Source organism: Streptomyces sp. NPDC055078 (genome assembly GCF_053607985.1).
The window spans coordinates 1-18169 of the sequence record NZ_JBSGUP010000036.1; the positions used below are offsets into that span (position 1 = coordinate 1).

The 18169-nt window shown below is 73.7% G+C and carries 15 protein-coding genes; 6 read left to right on the plus strand and 9 right to left on the minus strand.

The features are described 5' to 3' along the window. Both ACWF94_RS05545 and ACWF94_RS05550 read right to left on the minus strand, forming a co-directional pair. Window positions 1-493 (minus strand): sigma-70 family RNA polymerase sigma factor (locus ACWF94_RS05545; RefSeq protein WP_453484956.1); only part of this gene is annotated, 493 nt, incomplete at its 3' end. Between the two features lie 433 nt (window positions 494-926). Further along, on the minus strand, window positions 927-1733 hold the full coding sequence (locus ACWF94_RS05550; RefSeq protein WP_453484958.1) for a hypothetical protein: 807 nt from the start codon (window positions 1731-1733) through the stop codon (window positions 927-929). A gap of 207 nt (window positions 1734-1940) precedes the next feature. On the opposite strand from ACWF94_RS05550, the gene ACWF94_RS05555 reads away from it, so the two are divergent. After that, the gene (locus ACWF94_RS05555) at window positions 1941-3227 is read left to right on the plus strand and encodes an MFS transporter (RefSeq protein ID WP_453484959.1); all 1287 of its coding nucleotides are present in this window, start codon (window positions 1941-1943) and stop codon (window positions 3225-3227) included. A 172-nt stretch (window positions 3228-3399) separates the two neighbouring features. Further along, window positions 3400-4710: a sugar ABC transporter permease gene (locus ACWF94_RS05560; protein WP_453484960.1), complete on the plus strand. Its 1311-nt coding sequence runs from the start codon at window positions 3400-3402 to the stop codon at window positions 4708-4710. A 72-nt stretch (window positions 4711-4782) separates the two neighbouring features. On the opposite strand, the gene ACWF94_RS05565 is transcribed toward ACWF94_RS05560, so the two are convergent. After that, window positions 4783-6162 carry an acyl-CoA dehydrogenase family protein gene (locus ACWF94_RS05565; RefSeq protein ID WP_453484962.1) on the minus strand — a complete coding sequence of 460 codons (1380 nt, stop codon included), beginning with the start codon at window positions 6160-6162 and terminating at the stop codon, window positions 4783-4785. A 264-nt stretch (window positions 6163-6426) separates the two neighbouring features. Between ACWF94_RS05565 and ACWF94_RS05570 the strand changes: the two genes are divergently transcribed. Together ACWF94_RS05570 and ACWF94_RS05575 are read left to right on the plus strand one after the other, a co-directional pair. Continuing rightward, entirely contained in the window at window positions 6427-8274 is a 1848-nt protein-coding gene (locus ACWF94_RS05570; RefSeq protein ID WP_453484964.1) for a CoA transferase, read from the plus strand. Further along, entirely contained in the window at window positions 8271-9923 is a 1653-nt protein-coding gene (locus ACWF94_RS05575) for a class I adenylate-forming enzyme family protein (RefSeq protein ID WP_453484966.1), read from the plus strand. The genes ACWF94_RS05570 and ACWF94_RS05575 overlap by 4 nt, the downstream gene beginning before the upstream one ends. Window positions 9924-10047: 124 nt before the next feature. Here the strand turns inward: ACWF94_RS05575 and ACWF94_RS05580 are convergent, their stop codons facing one another. The 4 genes from ACWF94_RS05580 to ACWF94_RS05595 form a co-directional block, all read right to left on the minus strand. Beyond that, window positions 10048-10902, minus strand: coding sequence for an ABC transporter substrate-binding protein (locus tag ACWF94_RS05580; protein WP_453484968.1), 855 nt, complete (start codon window positions 10900-10902; stop codon window positions 10048-10050). Next, window positions 10860-11723, minus strand: a complete 864-nt coding sequence (locus ACWF94_RS05585) for a metal ABC transporter permease (RefSeq protein WP_453484969.1) — start codon at window positions 11721-11723, stop codon at window positions 10860-10862. Before ACWF94_RS05585 ends, ACWF94_RS05580 begins: the two co-directional genes overlap by 43 nt. Then, the gene (locus ACWF94_RS05590) at window positions 11720-12355 is read right to left on the minus strand and encodes an ATP-binding cassette domain-containing protein (RefSeq protein ID WP_453484971.1); all 636 of its coding nucleotides are present in this window, start codon (window positions 12353-12355) and stop codon (window positions 11720-11722) included. Before ACWF94_RS05590 ends, ACWF94_RS05585 begins: the two co-directional genes overlap by 4 nt. Window positions 12356-12474: 119 nt before the next feature. Beyond that, window positions 12475-12897, minus strand: a complete 423-nt coding sequence (locus tag ACWF94_RS05595; protein ID WP_453484973.1) for a secondary thiamine-phosphate synthase enzyme YjbQ — start codon at window positions 12895-12897, stop codon at window positions 12475-12477. 213 nt (window positions 12898-13110) lie between these two features. On the opposite strand from ACWF94_RS05595, the gene ACWF94_RS05600 reads away from it, so the two are divergent. Then, on the plus strand, window positions 13111-14193 hold the full coding sequence (locus ACWF94_RS05600; RefSeq protein ID WP_453484974.1) for an NAD(P)-binding domain-containing protein: 1083 nt from the start codon (window positions 13111-13113) through the stop codon (window positions 14191-14193). 117 nt (window positions 14194-14310) lie between these two features. Here the strand turns inward: ACWF94_RS05600 and mltG are convergent, their stop codons facing one another. Beyond that, on the minus strand, window positions 14311-15048 hold the full coding sequence (gene mltG, locus ACWF94_RS05605) for an endolytic transglycosylase MltG (RefSeq protein ID WP_453484986.1): 738 nt from the start codon (window positions 15046-15048) through the stop codon (window positions 14311-14313). Window positions 15049-15398: 350 nt separating this feature from the next. Further along, window positions 15399-17210 (minus strand): ABC transporter ATP-binding protein, encoded by a 1812-nt coding sequence (locus ACWF94_RS05610; RefSeq protein WP_453484976.1) that lies wholly within the window; start codon window positions 17208-17210, stop codon window positions 15399-15401. A 204-nt stretch (window positions 17211-17414) separates the two neighbouring features. Between ACWF94_RS05610 and ACWF94_RS05615 the strand changes: the two genes are divergently transcribed. After that, a complete protein-coding gene (locus ACWF94_RS05615) occupies window positions 17415-17861 on the plus strand; it encodes a MarR family winged helix-turn-helix transcriptional regulator (protein WP_453484978.1) in 447 nt (148 codons plus the stop codon). Window positions 17862-18169 lie beyond the last annotated feature (308 nt).

An 18169-nucleotide genomic window follows, 5' to 3' on the forward strand; every position in this document is an offset into this window, starting at 1 on the left:
GCACAGTGCCGACCGGGCAGTCGAGGACCAGCGCGGCCTGGGCGTAGGGCAGCCCGGTGAGCTGGGTGAGCACGAACGCCTGACGCCGGTCGTCGGGCAGCAGATCGAGGAGTTCCGCCAGCGCGATTCCGTCGTCGAAGCCGGGCAGCCCGCACGGCTGGGCCCGTTCGGCGGCGGCGAGCCAGTCGTCGCAGCCCGAGATCCTGGGGCGGGCGGCGGCATGGCGCAGGCTGTCCACCACGGTGCGGCGCGCGATGGACAGCAGCCAGGTCCGGGCCGATGAACGGCCCTCGAAGCGGTGGAGGCTGCTGAGCGCCCGCAGAAAGGTGTCCTGCGCGAGATCGTCCGCGAGTTGGGCGTCCGCGCTGAGGTAGGCGACATACCGCCACACATCGCGGTGCAGCGCGCGGACGAACAGGTCCACCGCGCCCGGGTCCCCGTCCCGCGCGGCGAGCGCGAGTCGGGTCGCCGCCGCGTCCACGGAAGCGGTCACGGTCGCCGTCTCGTTCGCGGTACCAGCGGCAGTTGCAGTCGCGGTCGCTGGCGCGGAACCGCTCGTCGCGACGGTCAAGGCAGCACTCGCCGGGCCGCCGGTCCCGGGCGCGGTCACGGGACCGCTCGCCACGACAGCCCCGGTCGCCGTGCCTGTGCCTGTGGCTGTGGCTGTGGCTGTGGCTGTGGCTGTGGCTGTGGCTGTCACAGCGGTACGGGACCGGCCACGACCCCGGGTTCCGGCGGCGGGCGGCGCGGTCGGCGCGGTGGTGATCAGGGCAGCAGTCATCGCCAGATGTCCTTCACAAAGGAGAAGTCCGGCACGGCTCAGGGAGCGGCGTCGCCGGTACGCGTGGGGAACGGGCCCGCGGAAAGACGGGACCGGTGCCCGGGGCGCGTCGGCAGGACCGCGCGCCGCCGGGGAGAAACTGCCGTCAGACGGCAGCTCGTTCCCTCGGCGGGCCCCGTGAGGTGATGGCGTGCGAGAGCAGCAGGAGCCGGGGCCGGCGCGCGCCCCACCCGCGCCGGACCCGGAAGTTCCGGGGCGCCCGTACGGGCATGAGCCGCCGCAGTACCAGGCGCAGGGGGGCGAAGAGCCATCCGGTGAAGGCGCGGGCGATACGGAACGCGGCCCGCTCGCCGTAGCCGAGCCAGAGCCCGCACAGCAGGGCCGCCAGCAGATGGGCGGCGAGCATCCCGAGCGGGGACATCCCGCCCATGTCGTGGCCGGGGTCCACACCTGCCCCGAAGGGCTCCGTGCCCGCCGTCTCCACTGTCCCGCCGTGGTCCACTGTCCCGCTGTGACCGGCTGTCCCGTTGCGACCGGCGGACGGGGTTGGGACATGCGCGGGATGGTGCGCGGCCGGGTGGGACACCCCGGGGGACACGCCCGGGGCACCGTCGCCCTCGCGCGGGCCCCCGCCGTACCGGAGCGAGGAAACCCACTGCCGGCCGAACGACGCCGCACCGGACACGGAGGGGTGGACCGCCGACTGGGCGAACGAGAAGACGAAGTGCAGCACCGTCTGTACGGCGACGGCCGCGGAGGCGACGAGGAGCGGTCCGCGCTCCCGGCCGGTGAGTGCCCAGGCGGCGACCGCCGTCAGCGCCAGGGCACCGCCGACACCCCACCAGGATACGGATGTTCCGGACATCAGTACGTGACCGATGACAGCGAGCAGCACACAGACGGCCGCGAACACCGCGGCCCTCAGCGCGCGTGAACATCTGTTCCCAGTCATGGCGGGCTCATCCTCGCATCAGGCCGGGCCGCTTGACCCCCGGCTCGGAGAATTTTCCGTACCCCCGCCGATGGCTCCTCCCGGGTGACACGGAACACAGCTGCCCCGGGGAACTCCGCTCTTCTCCCGTACGACTGACTGGTGTTGGACCACGGAGAATCCATAACCCGGCGGTACCCACGGCGGGCGGCGGAAACGGAGGCATCGGTGACAGCGGAGCGGCGTCTCCCGGGCGTGGACGGGCCTGGAGACGGGTCCGGAACGGGGCTGCGGGACAGGGCGGCGAAGGGAACGCGGGGCGGGGCAGGAGACCGGCGGCTCACGGCGCTGCTGACCTGTGCCATGGCCTTCTCCATGCTGCAGTTGTTCCTGATCGGCGCACTCGCCCCGCGCCTGGTCGACGGCCTCGGACTGTCGGCCACGACACTGGGTCTGACGACCACCATCGGCTTTGGTACGGCCGCGCTGCTGTCCCCGGCCGGCGGGCGGCTGGTGGACCGGATCGGCCCGCGCCGTTCGCTGGTCGCCCAGATGCTGCTGGCCGCCGCCGCGCTGGCGCTTATCGGCGCGGCCCCCGGCGCGGGGCTGCTGCTCGCCGCCGTAGCGCTCGGCGGCCTGCCGCAGGCGCTGGCCAATCCGGCGACGAACAAGGCGATCCTGGCGGCCGTCCGGCCCGAGCGCCGGAGCGTGGTGACCGGGATGAAGCAGTCCGGTGTGCAGTTGGGCGCGTTCGCCGCCGGGCTGCCGCTGGCCGCGCTGGCGGGCGGGGTGGGGTGGCGCGGTGCGCTGTGGGCGGCGGCGGGCTCGGCGCTGCTGGTCGCCCTGTGGGCGGCGCGGGCGCTGCCGCCCGACCCCGCGCCGGGAACCGGCAGCGGGCCCAAGGGAGCCTCCGCCCTGCTGCCGCGCGGCGATCTGGCCTGGCTGGCCGCCTTCTCGCTGCTGCTGGGCTCGGGCCTCGCGTCCGTCAACACCTACCTCGCGCTGTTCGGCACCGGCGAACTGGGCATGGGCCCCACCGCGGCGGCGGCTCTGGTGGCGGTGCTCGGCGCGGTGGGCATCGCCTCCCGGGTGAGCTGGTCGAGGGCCGCTGTCCCGGGCCGCGCCGCCTGGCTGCCCGGCTGGCTGGCCGGGGGCGCCCTGGCGGTTCCCGCCCTGCTGTTCGGGGCCTTCCACCTCCCCTGGCTGGTGTGGGTCGCGGCGGTCGCCGTCGGGGTGTTCGCCATCCCGGGCAACGCGGTCTCCATGGTGCTGGTGATCCAGCGCGCCGCTCCCGGCCGGGCCGGGCAGGACTCGGCCCTGGTATCCGCCGGCTTCTTCGCCGGATTCGCCGTGGGGCCGCCGCTGTTCGGCCTGTTCGCCGACAGGGGCCACTACGGAGGCGGCTGGACGCTGGTCGCCGTGGAGTTCGCGGGGGCGTGCGCGGTGGGACTGGTCTGGGCCGTACGGGACCGGGCGCGGAGCCGCACGGCGGATCGGGCGGCGGGTGCGGTGTGAACGGTCCGCACGGCGGAGCAGCCGGTGAGGGCAGCGGCACACCCCACGGATGCGATAAACGGCCTACAGCGGGTGCGGTGTGACCAGAACCGACGCCGGAGCAACCCACGTACGCGGCGAAACACCGGACAGACGGTGCGATGTGCCGCGACAGGCCGATACGACCGCCCCGTTGGGAGGGGACGCCGACTGGGCCGAGCGGGCGCTGGAGACGGTCCTCGGCCGGGTCGCTGTCACCGCCGCCGAAGTCGGCCCTCGTTTCCCCCTGTTCGCCGACCCGGACACGGGCCACTGGACGACGACCGGCCATGGCGCGTGGACGGGAGGCTTCTGGGCGGGCCTGCTCTGGCTGCGGGCCCGGCACACGGGAGCCGGCGCCGACCGTGCCGCCGCTTCCGCCTGCACCGCGCGGCTCGCCCACTGGGCAGAGGCGGACACCGCCACCCGGGGGCTGATCCTCTGGTACGGCACCGCGCCGGCCCTGGACGACCCCGGAGCCGTACGGATACGGCGGGACGGTGCCCGTGCCGCGCTGGCCGCCTTCGACCCCGGCCTCGGAGTGGTGCCCTGGGGGTCGGCGTTCGGCGGCCCCCGTCTGCTGGTCCGCGCCGATACGGTGCCCGGCCTGGTGCCACTGCTGGCCGGGGCGGGACCGGCGGGCCGGGAGGCGGCCGGATCCCATCTGAGCCGGACCCTCGGGCTGTGTCTGGGACCCGGACCGACCGCCGGGGGCGTACCGGGGAACGGTCCGCAGGGGCCGCCCCCGGTGCCCGCCTGGATTCACCGGCCGGACGGCGGCGGCTGGCGGGCCCTCACCGACCCTCCGCCCGGCTGGAGCCGGGGCCGCGCCTGGCTCCTGCTCGCCGTCGCGGACGCGCTGCTGCCCGGCGGCCCCGACCCCGTGGCGCGGGACGGGTGGACCTGGGAGGGCGCGGCGGCGGCGCTGACGCGGGGAGCGCTCGAACCTGCGGAAGCGTACGTACGGGCGGGTGCGCACAGGCCGGGACCCCGGGCCGGTTCGTACGGGCCGGAACCCCGGGCGGGTGCGCAGGGGCCGGAACCGGCCGGGGGCCCGCCGGGGTGCGCCGATGGCCCGCCACCCGGGGTGGGGCACCCCGGCGGGCCGGAACCGGCCGCCCGCGCGGCCCCCCTCGTCCCGCCCGCGAACGAGCGATCTCCCGGCGGCCCCCTGGACACCTCGGCCGCCGCGATCACCGCCGTCGCTTTGCTGAAGCTCGCGCGTGCCGCCGGGTCCGGGCCCTGGGCGGACCGGTGCACCGACCGGGGGACGGCGATTCTGCGGCAGCTCGCCGAAGGCCATCTCTCCCGGCCGGACCGGGGCCGACCGGCCGGGATGCTGCTCGACGGCTGCTATGACGCGGGCAGTGGCACGGCCGTCCGCCATGAACTCGTCTGGGGCGATTTCTTCCTGGTGCTGGGACTCGCCGCGCTCACCGGGCTGACCGATCTCCGCGACGTATGAGGGACGTCGCCCACGTCGTCCACGTCGTCCACGGTCACCTGAAGGGCACCCGAACGCCGCCCTAAGGGTCCTTCAGGAGTAGGCGCGCAGAACCCGCCGGGCGACCGAGGTGATGTGCAGCTCGTCCGGGCCGTCGAGCACGCGGGCGGCCCGTCCGGAGCGGAAGAGCGCGGGCAGCGCGGTGTCCGGGCCGAGGCCCGCCGCGCCGAAGACCTGGATGGCCGCGTCCGTGACCTGCTGGAGCATCCGGGCGGCGGCCACCTTGGCCAGCCCCGATTCGATGTGGGCGTCGAGATCCGCTTCGAGCCGGGAGACGGCCTCGTACACCAGTGGCCGGGTGGTGCGCAGCGCGAGCAGCGACTCGAAGACATGGCGCTGGACGAGCTGGTGTCCGGCGATGGGTCCCCGGGTCCCGGCGCGGGTGACGGCACGCCCGCACATGAGGTCGAAGGCGCGCTGGGCCTGTCCGAGCCAGCGCAGCGCGCGCAGGGTACGGCCCCGTTGCAGCCGCTCCCCCGCGATGTCCAGTGCCCGGCCGCGTACGCCGATCAGATGGTCACCGTCCACGGGCACCGCGTCGAGGGCGATCTCGAACTGGCCGCCCGCGCCGAGTACACACAGTTCGCGGACGATCTCGAAGCCCGGCGCGGCGGTCGGCACGAGCAGCAGGGAGAGCCCCTCACGGTCGCCGACCGCGCCGTCGGTGCGGGCCAGTACGGTCACCAGATCGGCGCCGCCCGCGCCGGAGACGAACCACTTGCGGCCGGTGATCCGCCAGCCGCCGTCCGGGCGGGGCTCGGCGCGGGTCGCGGTCGCGAACGGGTCCGTGCCGGGAACGTCCGGTTCGGTCATGGCGTAACTGCTGCGCAGCTCGCCGGCGACCAGCCTCCGCAGGTAGCGGTCGCGGATCGCCCCACCCGCGTGCCTGCGCAGCATCAGCACATCCAGCAGGGATGCGGAGCCCAGGGCCACGGGGCCGTGGTCGCTCGCTCCCTCCACCTCGGCGAGTGCCGCGTACCGGCTCAGGGAGAGCCCTCCGCCGCCCAGTCCTGCGGGCAGCGGCAGCGCCCACAGCCCTTGGGCCCGGGCTTCGTCGCGCAGTTCGCGCAGGGCGGCCTCGGCCGGGGGGCCGCCGGCGTCGAGCAGGGGCTCGGCGGGCATGACCCGGGTGCGGACGAACTCCGCCACCCGGTCGCGGAGTTCCCCGGCCCCGTCACGGTCACGGAGTTCCAGTTCCCCGGTTTCGCCACGGTCGCGCAGATCCTTGGTCCCGTCACGGCCCCGAAGTTCCCCGGCCCCGTCGCGGTCGGGCAACTGCTCGGCCCCGCACCGGTCGGGCAGTTCTCCGGCCTCGCCCAGCGGTCCCCCTGGCCCGCCCCGAACCGCCGGGGCCTCGGCCACCACGCCCTCGGCCGCCGGGTCCGGGCCCGCCGCGTTGCCGTGATCCGCCATCCTCTTCTCTCCCCTTCGCCGGGACCGGTGGGACTGCGCCGGTCCGTCCCGTCCTCGCCGGGTCCGTAAGGGCCCTCGCCGGGTCCGCCCGGCCCATCACCGGGTCCGGTGACTCGGCGCCGGAACCCGGGCCCTTCCCCGGGAACCCGGGGGAACACCCGTCCGACTGACTCCCCGGGGAGCTGGTCGGGTGCGGGCACCCGGAAGTTCCCGGGTTCTCGGACATGTCCCGGGCCGGTCGTTCCGCGCCCTGGAGGGAGAGGCATGACGTCACCGTCCATCGCGCAGTCCACCCGCATCGCGGGGACCGCGCTGCCACTTGACGGGGTGCGCTGCGACGCTTCGGGCCCGCCGCAGCTCATGGGCGTGGTCACGGACCATCTGCGGCTGTTCGGCGCCCGTACGGGCCCGGCTGACCGGCAGGGCTCCGGACCGGGTCACGCCGTACTGACCGGGGGCGGCTTCCGGCCGGGTGAGGCGAATCTCCGCTGGGCCGACCGCGCGGGCCCGGTGTGCGACGAGGCCACCGCGCAGGCCGCGACCGGGGTCATGGCGGTGCACGGCCGCCGCGACGGCGTGCCACGTGCCCTGGCGGCCGACTTCCTCGCCACCGCGACCGGCGTCCTCACCGTGCAGGCGCTGCTCGCGGGGCTGCTCGCCCAGGCGCGCGGCGGCCCGGCCGTGACGGCGGCAACCAGTGCCGACCGGGCGGGGCTGCTCGCCGTGTCGCAGTATCTGGCGGCGGCCGGGGCCGAGGAGGCGGAGGCCGTCGAACTGGCGCCCGGCGGCCCGCCGTTCACCTCGGCGGACGGGGTCGTCTTCGAGCTGGAGACCCTTGATCCGGAGGCGTGGGGAGCGTTCTGGCGTGCCATCGGGGCACCGATGGATGCCGTACGGGCCGGCTGGCGGCCCTTTCAGTTCCGTTACGCCACCGCCTGCGCGCCGTTCCCCGATGTCCTGCACACCGTCATACGCGGGGCCCCCTGGTCACGTATCGAGCAGGCCGCCACCGCGTCCGGGGCGGAGGTCTGCGCCCTGCGCACCCTGGCCGAACGTGCCGCCGAACACGACGGCGCGGCGCCCTGGACCCTGACGCCCCTGACACCCCTCCCGGCACTGACGGCTCTGACGCCCCTGCCAACTCCCGTCCCCCGGGCGGCCGTCGGCGAACCGGGTGCGGCGGCGGGGGCGGGGGCGGGACCGCTCGCGGGACTCACCGTGCTGGAGGCCGGACGGCGGATCCAGGCGCCGCTGGCGGCGCGTCTGCTGGGGCTGCTGGGCGCCGAGGTGATCCGGATCGAACCGCCGGGCGGCGATCCGCTGCGCGGAATGCCCCCGGCCTGCGCCGGAGTCTCCGCCCGCTGGCTGGCCCTCAACCGGGGCAAGAGCGCGATCGAGATCGACATCAAGTCGCCGGGCGACCGGCGGCGGCTGTGCGAACTGGCCGCCGGTGCCGATGTGTTCCTGCACAACTGGGCGCCGGGCAAGGCCGCGCAACTCGGCCTCGACCACGGCGATCTGGCGGACGTGAACCCGTCGCTGGTCTACGCGTACACCGGAGGCTGGGCGGGGCGGCTGCCCGGTGCCCCGATGGGTACCGACTTCATGGTGCAGGCCAGGACCGGGGTGGGTGAGGCCGTCCGCCCGGACGGTGAGCCCCCGGCGCCGTCCCTGCTGACCCTCCTCGACATCCTCGGCGGGCTGACGGGCGCCGAGGCCGTGCTCGCGGGCCTGCTGCTGCGCGAACGCACCGGCCACGGCGTACGGGTGGACTCCTCCCTGCTGGGCGCCGCCGACCTCCTCACCGCACCCGCACTCCGGCGGGCCGCCCGGGGCCGCGCCGCGCGGCGGCCCGCGGGGTTCCGCCGTCCGCTGCGCACCGCCGACGGCTGGATCGCCCCCGCCGACGCCGACGCGCGCGCTGTCGGCGCGTACGACCTGCGGGGGATGTCCACCCGGGCGGCGCTGGACCTGTTGCGCGCCCGGGGGCTGTCCGCGACCGAGGTCACCACCGAACTGACCGGTCTGTACCACGACGCCCGCTTCGCCGGAGCGATCACCCGCGACCCGCACGGCGCACCCGCCGTCCCGGCTCCCTGGAGTTTCCGATGACCGTCCCGCTGCGTGATCTGCTGCCCCGTGCCCTGCGCCGCTCCTGGGCCGTCGACGGCACCTGCCCCGATCTCGACCTCTACAGCCTCTACCGGGCCCGGCAGATCGCCGACCCGCATCGCACGGCGGTCATCGACGCCAAGGGAAAGCTCTGTTACACGGCGCTGGACCGCAAGGTGCGATCGCTGGCCGTGGGGCTGGGTGACCTCGGTGTGGGTCCCGGCGATGTGGTGGGTGTCCAGCTGCCGGCCGGGCGGGCGGCCGTGATCGCTGATCTGGCGCTGGCCGCGCTGGGGGCGGTGTGCCTGCCGTTTCCGGTGGGCCGGGGCGTACGGGAGGCCGGGGAACTGCTGCGGCGTGCCGAGGCCGTCGCCGTGCTCGCGGCGGTCGACCACCGGGGCAGACCGCACGCCGCCGAGTTGCGCGATATGGCCGCCGGACTGCCCGCGCTGCGGCGGGTGGTGGCGGTGGGGCCAGGGGCTCCGCCCGAGCGGACGGTCCCGTTCCGGGCCCTGCTGCGGTCCGACCCGGCCGAGTTCGGCGCAGCCCGGCCCGACCCCGACTCGGCGGCCCGCATCCTGGTGTCATCGGGGTCGGAGGCCGAGCCGAAGATGGTCGCGTACTCCCACAACGCGCTCGCGGGCGGGCGCGGCAACTTCCTCGGCTCGCTGATGCCGGACGGCACGCCGCCGCGCTGTCTGTTCCTGGTGCCGCTCGCCTCGGCGTTCGGCTCGAACGGTACGGCCGTCACCCTGGCCCGGCACGGCGGAACCCTCGTCCTGCTGGACCACTTCACCCCCGAGGCCGCGCTGGCGGCGATGCGCGAGCACCGGCCGACCCATGTCTTCGGGGTGCCGACCATGGTGCGCATGATGCTGGAGCACCTCGACGGCTCACCGGACGGGTTGCCCGTGCCGACGGCCCTGGTCCTCGGCGGCGCACCGCTCGACGAGGCCACGGCGCGCGCCGCCGCGTCGGCGTTCGGCTGTCCGGTCGTCAATCTCTACGGGTCCGCCGACGGCGTCAACTGTCATACGGGGCTGAGCGCCGCGCCCGCGGCCTCCGACGGGTGCGGGGTGGTCGCGGGCCATCCCGACCCCCGGGTCGCCGAGATCCGGGTCACCGACGCGGGGACCCAGGAGCGGCTGCCCGACGGCGGTGTGGGCGAGATCGTCGCACGCGGCCCGATGACCCCGCTCTGCTATGTCGGCGCCCCCGAACTGGACGCCCGCTACCGTACGCCGGACGGCTGGGTGCGCACCGGGGACCTCGGGTTCCTCGACGCGGACGGTGTTCTCCATGTCGTCGGCCGGCTCAAGGACCTGGTGATCCGGGGTGGTGTCAACATCAGCCCGGCGGAGGTGGAGCGGGAGCTGATCACCCACCCCGATGTGCGGGACGTGGTGTGCGTCGGGGTGCCCGATGACCTCATGGGCGAGCGGCTGACCGCGTGTGTCGTGCCCCGGGCGGGCCGGGTGCCGGCCCTCGGTGACCTCTGCGACCATCTCGCCGACCGCGGGGTGGAGCGCCGCAAACACCCGGAACGCCTGCTGGTGGCGGCGGAACTGCCGCTGACCCCGGCGGGAAAGCCGGACCGGGCGGCGCTGCGGGCGCGCATGGCCGCGGGGGTGGTGGCAGAGCAGGGGTGAGGGGTGGGGCCCGGCTCGCTCGCCGGGTCCCACGGCCCCAGGCACCCGCGACCCGGCACCCGGCACCGCCATGCCTCAGGGCTAGGCGGCTCAGGACGAGGCGGCCCAGAACGCGGCCGACGGCTCAGGAGTCGCGCATGGCCTTCTTCAGCTCGTCGGCGGCGTCCCGGTAGACCGGCAGCAGCTCCAGGTCCTTGCCGGGGAAGTTGACGATCTTCACCTGCTTCGCGCCGGAGTCGGGCAGCACGGTCCCTGTCGACATATGGGCGTTGTCGAACACGAACCGGGGCTTCTTCTTCGACAGTTCGGCGAGCTGCGCCGGGGTCACCGCCTCGGGCCCGTAGGTACCCACCGTCGTGACGCCCGCCATCTTCGCCGCCCAGGAGGTGAAGACCTGGGTGACGGCGGCGGGACTCCTCCCGCCGGGCCAGGCCGCCTTCAGTTCCTTCGACAGATGCGCGTAACCCGAATCGAAGGAGGTGTTCCACTTCGCGGCGGCGTCCGAGGTGCCGAACAGGCCACCCAGCCGCGTCACTTCCGCCTTGACGTTCCCGGCGTCGTTGTCGAGCTTCACCTCGACCAGCTCCGCCGACGACCCGGCGGCCTCCTTGATCTTCTCGGCGTACGGCTCGAAGGGCGCGTACAGCACGAAGTCGGCCTTGGCGACGGCCGCGAGGTCGGAGGGCTTGGGGTCGTAGTCGGGGGCGTGGTGCACGGACGACGGCACGATCACCGTGATGTCCTCGGCGCCCGCCGCCTTGGCGAACGCCCCTTCCCAGGTGGTGGTCACGACCACCACCGGCTTGTCCCCCGCACTGTCTCCCCTGCCGTGCCCGTCGCTCTCCCCCTTGCCGTCCCCCTTGCCGTGGCCGCTGTCGCCGGAGGTGCCTGAGCCGGTGTCACCGCCGCAGGCGGTCGCCAGAAGCAGGGCGGCGCTCAGTGCGAGGAGGGAAGTGATACGGCCGCGGGTGCGTGCCATGAGCTGATTCTCCGTTCGGGGATGAGATGGACGGCGAGGACGGCGGCCCCCGCCGTCAGCACGAGGACCGGGCCGGGCGGCCAGTCCAGCCGGAGGGCGATCAGGAACCCGGTCAGATTGACGGTGATCCCGATCCCGATCGCCCACAGGGTGATCGCCCTCAGGGAGGAGCCGAGCCGGCGGGCGGCGAGCGCGGGCAGCAGTGTCAGCGCGTCGACCAGGAGCGCTCCGGTCAGCTTGATGGCCCCGGCGACGGCCACCGCGACCAGGACGAGGAGCACAAGGGTGAGCGCACCCACGGGTACGCCGGAGCACTGGGCCAGCTCCCGGTCGTACAGCAGCAGCGCGATGTCCCGGCGGCGCCACCACATCAGTGCCGGGATCACCGCGGCGAGTGCTCCGAGCACCACCAGATCGGGCGTGCCAACGGACAGGATGGAGCCCCAGAGCAGCGCGAACGCGCCCGAGGCGTTGACCCCGGAGACGGCGAGGACGAGCAGCGCCCCGGCGATGGCCAGACTCATCAGCAGCCCCATCGCACCGGCGAGCCCCTGAGGGGTGCGGGCCAGCGGAGCGACCCCGGCCCCCGCCAGCGCGCAGGCCAGCAGGGCGCACAGCATCGGGTCGAGACCGGTCAGCAGTCCCACCGCGATACCCAGCAGCGCCACATGCATCATCGCGAAGCGCACCGGCATGATGTCCAGGCCCACGATCACGACGCCGATCACGGGCAGTCCGACGGCCGCGAGCAGCAGGGCGAACCCGGCCCGCTGCACCGGTACCAGCTGGAGCAGTTCACCCACATCGGCGGCGATGTTCACCGCACCTCCCGCAGTTGTCCGGCGGCCATCTCCAGTACCCGGTCGCAGCGTTCGGCCAGCGCGCGGTCGTGGGTGACGACGACGAGGGTGACGGGCAGGGCGGTCAGCGCGTCGGCGGCCTCCTCCTGCCCGGTGAAGTCGAGCGCGGCGGTCGGCTCGTCGGCCAGCAGCACTCCGGCCCCGGCCGCGACACAGCCGATCGCCCTGGCGAGATACATCCGCTGCAACTGTCCTCCGGACAGCTTGTGCAGAGGTCTGCCGACCAGTTCCCCGACGCCGAGCCGTCCGGCCGCATCGGCGGCCTCGGCCGGTGCCTCACTGCTGGCCAGCAACTCCCGTCCCAGCAGCGGGAACCGCCCGGCGGCCGGCTTCTGCGGAATCCAGGCACAGGCCCGCCGCCGCCATCCCCACTCCCCCGGCGACCGTGCCCCGCGCCCACCCACGAGGATGGTCCCGGCCGTCCTGGCGTGCAGCCCCAGCACCGCCCGTACCAGCGTCGTCTTCCCCGACCCGTTGGTCCCGGTCAGCGCCACCCGCTCGCCTGCCGCGACCTCCAGATCCACCCTCCGGACCGCCTCGATCCGGCCATGCCGGCAGACCACCTCGCGCATCCGTAGGTCCAGCCCGCCCATCCCCTGCCTCGCCTCCGCTCGCCGACCCCGCACGCAGTTGGTCGGACGCGGGCCATCGTGAGTTCCCGCGCGAGCGCGGGTCCCACAGTGGGGCGCTTCGGGCGGGCAGCTGCGGGCCGTCAGCCCAGGAAGCTCAGCCGGACCCGGCGGTGCGGGTTGTCGACATTCGTATCGACCAGGCACACCGACTGCCAGGTCCCCAGCTCCAGCCGGCCTCCGATCACCGGGAGCGTCGCGTGGGGCGGGACGATGGCGGGGAGGACGTGGTCACGGCCGTGGCCGGGGCTGCCGTGGCGGTGCTGCCAGCGGTCGTCGGCGGGGAGCAGGGTGTGGAGGGCGGCGAGGAGGTCGTCGTCGCTGCCCGCGCCGGTTTCGATGATCGCGATGCCGGCCGTGGCGTGCGGGACGAAGACATTGAGCAGGCCGTCCCGCCCGGCGGCCACCTCCGTGAGGAACTCCTCGCAGACGCGGGTCAGATCGGTCACCCGCTCATCGGAGCCGGTGGTGAGGTGCAGCGTCCTGGTGGTGAAGGGTCCGGCCATGGGTCCATCCTCCCCCGGACCGCCGGCACCTGCCCGACTCGGCGGGACGGTGACCGGGAGCGGGAGGGGGAACGGGGGCGCGGAGGCGGGGGCGGGGGCGCGGGCTTCGGCAGCCGATGTGAGCCGCCGGTGTGGAGCGGCGGCGCACGGCGCAGGCATGGGGCGCAGGCGTGGGGCGGGAAGATCCGTGAACCCCCGGCCGTTAGTAGAAATGTGAATGATTCTGGGGCGCGGGACATGGACGTGGTCGTCATAGGCGCCGGGCAGGCCGGACTGTCCGGCGCCTACCATCTGCGGCGCGTGGGGCTCGTGCCGGACCAGGATTTCGTGGTGCTCGACCACTCCCCGCGCGCCGGGGGTGCCTGGCAGTTCCGGTGGCCGTCGCTGACGTACGGCAGGGTGCACGGGATGCACGCCCTGCCGGGCATGGAACTGACGGGTGCGGACGGGGATCGGCCGTCGTCGGAGGTGATCGGCGAGTACTTCACGGCGTACGAGGAGCGCTTCGGCCTCCGGGTCCACCGGCCGGTGGATGTCACGGCGGTCCGGGACGGCGAGGGCGGGCGGCTGCTGGTGGAGTCCTCGGATGGAGTGTGGGCGGCGCGGGCGCTGATCAGCGCCACCGGCACCTGGGACCGGCCGTTCTGGCCCCGCTACGCCGGACAGGAGACCTTCCGGGGGCGGCAGTTGCACACCTCCGGCTATCCGGGTCCTGAGGAGTTCGCCGGGCAGCGGGTGGTCGTGGTGGGCGGCGGGGCCTCGGGGACCCAGCATCTGATGGAGATCGCGCGGTACGCGGCCGGCACCACCTGGGTGACCCGCAGGCCCCCGGTCTTCGTGGCCGAGCCGTTCGACGAGAACCTCGGCCGGGAGGCCGTCGCCCGGGTGGAGGAGCGCGTACGGAAGGGGCTGCCACCGGAGAGCGTGGTCTCGGTCACCGGGCTGCCGCTCACCGACGACCTCAGGCACGCTCGTGACCAGGGGATTCTCGACCGGCTGCCGATGTTCGACCGGATCACACCGACCGGGGTCGCCTGGGACGACGGCCGGACGGTCGACGCGGATGTGATTCTGTGGGCGACCGGGTTCCGGGCGGCGATCGACCATCTCGCACCCCTGCGGCTGCGCGAGCCCGGTGGCGGCATCCGGATGGACGGGACCCGTACCGTACGGGACGAACGCATCCATCTCGTGGGGTACGGCCCCTCTGCCTCGACGATCGGGGCCAACCGCGCCGGCCGGGCCGCCGTCCGTGAGATCAGCCGACTGCTGGACCGCGCACCCGCTCTGGTGTGAGGCGTCACCGACCCGGGTGCGAGGCGTACGCCGGTACCGCGCGAGGGCGTCACCCGCCCTGGTCCGAGGGCGCCACCGGCCCGGGTCCGAGGGCGCCACCCGCCCTGGTCCGAGGGGTCAGCGGGTCTTTGCGCGCCGGGCGTTGAACTCCCGCACATGCCGCTGATGCTCCGCGTAGTCCGCCGTGAACCGGGTGTCGCCCGGTGCGACCGTGACGAAGTAGAGCCAGTCCCCCGGCGGCGGGCTGATCGCGGCGCGCATGGCCTCCTCGCCCGGGTTGTCGATGGGGGTGGGCGGCAGCCCCCGGCGCTGATAGCTGTTGAACGGGCTGTCGATCTTTGTGTCCTCGATGGTGACATCCAGGGTGCTGCGGTTCAGCGCGTAGTTCAGCGTCGAACACATCTGGAGCCGCATGCCCCGGGCGAGCCGGTTGTGGATGACCCGCGCGACCTTCCCCATGTCCTCGGGGGTGTCGGCCTCGGCCTGCACAATGCTGGCGATCTTGACCGTCTGATACCCGGTGACCCCGCCGCGCTGGGCCCCGCCCGCCACCCGGTCCCCGCCGAACCGGTCGTTGGCGGTGTCGACCATATAGCCGAGCAGGCTCGTCGGCGTGGTCGTGGCGTCGACCGGATAGGTGGCCGGGAAGAGATAGCCCTCGGGGTTGCCCCGGGCGGCGGCGGGCAGCTTGAGCCGTGCCTCGGTGACCGCCTTGCGCGTGGTGCCCGGATCGCGGTGGAGGGCCTTGTCGACGGCCGTATAGACCTGGGAGGCACGCCAGCCCTCGGGGACCAGCAGGGTGGTCGTCCGCCCTCTCGACTCCCTGAGCAGCAGGGGCACCAGCGCGGCGGCCATGACGACGAGGGCCACGACGGCGATCAGGATCAGTCGGCCACGACGGGTCAGCCGGGTTCCGCGTGCTCGGCGTGTTCTGCGTGTTCTGCGTGTTCTGCATGCTTTGCGTGCTCTGCGGGCGCCCGGTCGCGGTGAGGGCTCGTGCGTCATGGGGGCACGCTAACCCGGGTCCGTCGCCGATCCCGGCACCTGCCGTGCCGGTGCGTCCCGGTACGGAGCCGGTGCTCCCGGGGCAGGGGCCGGTGCGGAGACCGCCTCGCGGCCGGTGCGCCCCACGGGAGTCGGAACCTCCGCGCCGCTGTTCCCGGAGCGGATCCGGGCCGCTCGCAGACAGCGTCCCGGTACGTCCGTCAGGACGCGGCGGGAGCCGTCACCCGGCTGTCCCCGCGCACCAGCGACGCGTACCGCCCGTCCAGCTCCAGCAGCTCGTCGTGCGTACCGCGCTCGGCTATGCGCCCGGACTCCAGGACGACGACTTCGTCCGCGTCCCGCACCGTGGAGAGGCGGTGGGCGATCGTGATCGTCGTACGGCCCTTCGAGAGCGCGTCGATGGCGTCCTGCACGGCCTGTTCGGTACGGGTGTCCAGCGCGCTGGTCGCTTCGTCGAGGATGAGGACCGGGGGGTCGCGCAGGATGGTGCGCGCGATGGCGAGGCGCTGTTTCTCGCCTCCGGAGAATCGGTAGCCCCGCTCGCCGACGAGGGTGTCGTAGCCGTCGGGCAGGGAGGCTATGTGGTCATGGATCTGGGCGGTCCGCGCCGCGGCCCGGATCTCCTCGTCGGTGGCGTCCGGCTTGGCGAAGCGGAGGTTGTCGGCGACGGACGCGTGGAAGAGATACGTCTCCTGTGAGACGACCCCGACGGCGGCGGCGAGCGTGGGGAAGTCCAGGTCGCGCACATCGACACCGTCGAGGGTGACCCGGCCGCCGGTGACGTCGTAGAGCCGGGGCACCAGATAGCTGAGCGTGGACTTGCCGGAGCCCGTGGGGCCGACGACGGCGAGGCTGCCGCCCGGGGGCACGGTCACATCGACGCCGCCGAGGGTCGGCCGCGCCTGGGTACGGTCGTAGGAGAAGTCGACGTCCTCGAAGCGGACTTCGCCCCGGATCGGGTCCAGCCGGACCGGCTCGGCGGGCTCGGTGATCTCCACGGGCAGATCGAGGTACTCGAAGATGCGCTGGAAGAGCGCGAGCGACGCCTGCATGTCCACCCCGGTGGAGAGCAGACTCACGGCGGGCCGGAACAGACCCTGCTGGAGCGAGACGAACGCGACCAGGGTGCCGATCGAGATGGCCGGTCCGCCGCCCTGGAGGGCGAGGCCCGCGGCCCAGTAGATGAGGGCCGGCATGGCGGCCATCACCATGCCGATGGTGGACATCCGCCACCGCCCGGCCATGCTGGAGCGCACTTCGAGATCGATGAGGCGCTCGGACTCCTTGGCGAAGGACTCGGTGAGCGAGTCGGCCCGGCCCATGGTGCGGCCGAGCAGGATGCCGCTGACGGAGAGCGATTCGGTGACGGTCGCGGCCATCGCCGCCATCTGTTTCTGACGCCGGGCGGTGACCTTCTGGCGCTCGCGGCCGACCCGACGGCTGATCCAGACGAACAGCGGCAGCAGGAGCAGGGACACGGCGGTGAGCCGCCAGTCCAGCGCGAGCATCGCCACGACAGTCGCGATCACCGCCGTCAGATTGGAGACCAGGGACGTCGCGGTGGAGGTCACCGTCGCCTGCATCCCGCCGATGTCATTGGCGATGCGCGACTGGACCTCTCCCGTCCGGGTCCTGGTGAAGAAGGCGAGCGGCATCCGCTGCAACCTGGCGTAGACCGAGGTGCGCAGATCGTGCATGACACGCTGGCCGACGGTGGTCGAGATCAGCGTCTGGAGTACGCCGAACACACTGGTCATCACCGCGGTGAGGATCATGCCGAGGGCGAGCAGGGTGAGCAGTCCGGTGCGCCCCTGCGGGATCGCGGTGTCGAGGATCTCGCGCAGCAGGAACGGCGAGGCGACGGAGACGAGCGAGGCGGCGCCGACGAGCACGCCGACGACGGCGAGCCGGCCTCGGTACGGACGGAAGAGCCGGAGGATCCGCCGCAGCTGCGCGGGCGGTTGCTCGGGCTCCTTGGCGGGAGGTGTCCACGGGATCGGATCGGGGTGCATGGGCTCCTTCAGGGGTTCGGTGATGCGGAGGTTGGCCGATTCAGGGATTCGCCGATTCGAGGATTCGCCGATTCAGGGTTCGGGGTTCGGGACCGGCCAGGGCCGGGCGGTCGGGGGCGAGGGCGGGACGTACAACCGGGCTTTGAGAGCATAGCTCACTGTTACCTACCTTCACAATGAATAAAGTCCTGATATTGTTCCCGTATGAGGACCCCCGACGCCGACGGCCTGCTGGCCGAGCAGCTGCTGCGGCTGAGCCGCCGCCTCCACCGCAGCCAGAAGCGACAGCTGGAATCGGCCGACGTGGCGATCACTCCCGCGCAGTCCCGGCTGCTGCGCACCCTGGCGCACTACGACGAGCCGCCCCGCATGGCCGATCTCGCCGCCCGCCTCGAAGTGGTCCCCCGTGCCGTGACCAGCCTTGTCGACGGCCTGGAGGCGAGCGACCGGGTGCGCCGTGTCCCCGATCCGAGCAATCGCCGGGTGATCCGCATCGAGCTGACCGCCACCGGGCGGGCCACCCTCAGGGCCCTGCGGGACGCCCGCCGGGCCGCGGCTGAGGACATCCTGGCCCCGCTGACCGCCCAGCAGCGCGAGGTGTTCGGCGGACTGCTCTCCACCCTGGTGGACGGTCCCGGCCCGGACTGCTGACCCGAATCCGTACCCGTGCCCCTACCCGTATCCGCGAGCGCGAGCGGGCGGCGGGTCCGGGGCCTGCGGGCCTGGAGGGGCCTGCGGACCCGCGGACCTGCGGGATCTTGCGGGGCATCAGCCCTCCGCCTCCCACCGAAGAGTCCATGCGTTCCCGCGCGATTGTCCAAACGCGACCCTTGCGCACCATCAGCCCCAACTACCAGGGTCCTTAAGGCAGTTCATGACCAGCCGCGCACCGTCAGCTCTTCGTGGAGGCTCGATGAACGACGCGTCAGCACAGGACCGGGGCAGGGGCAGGGACAGCG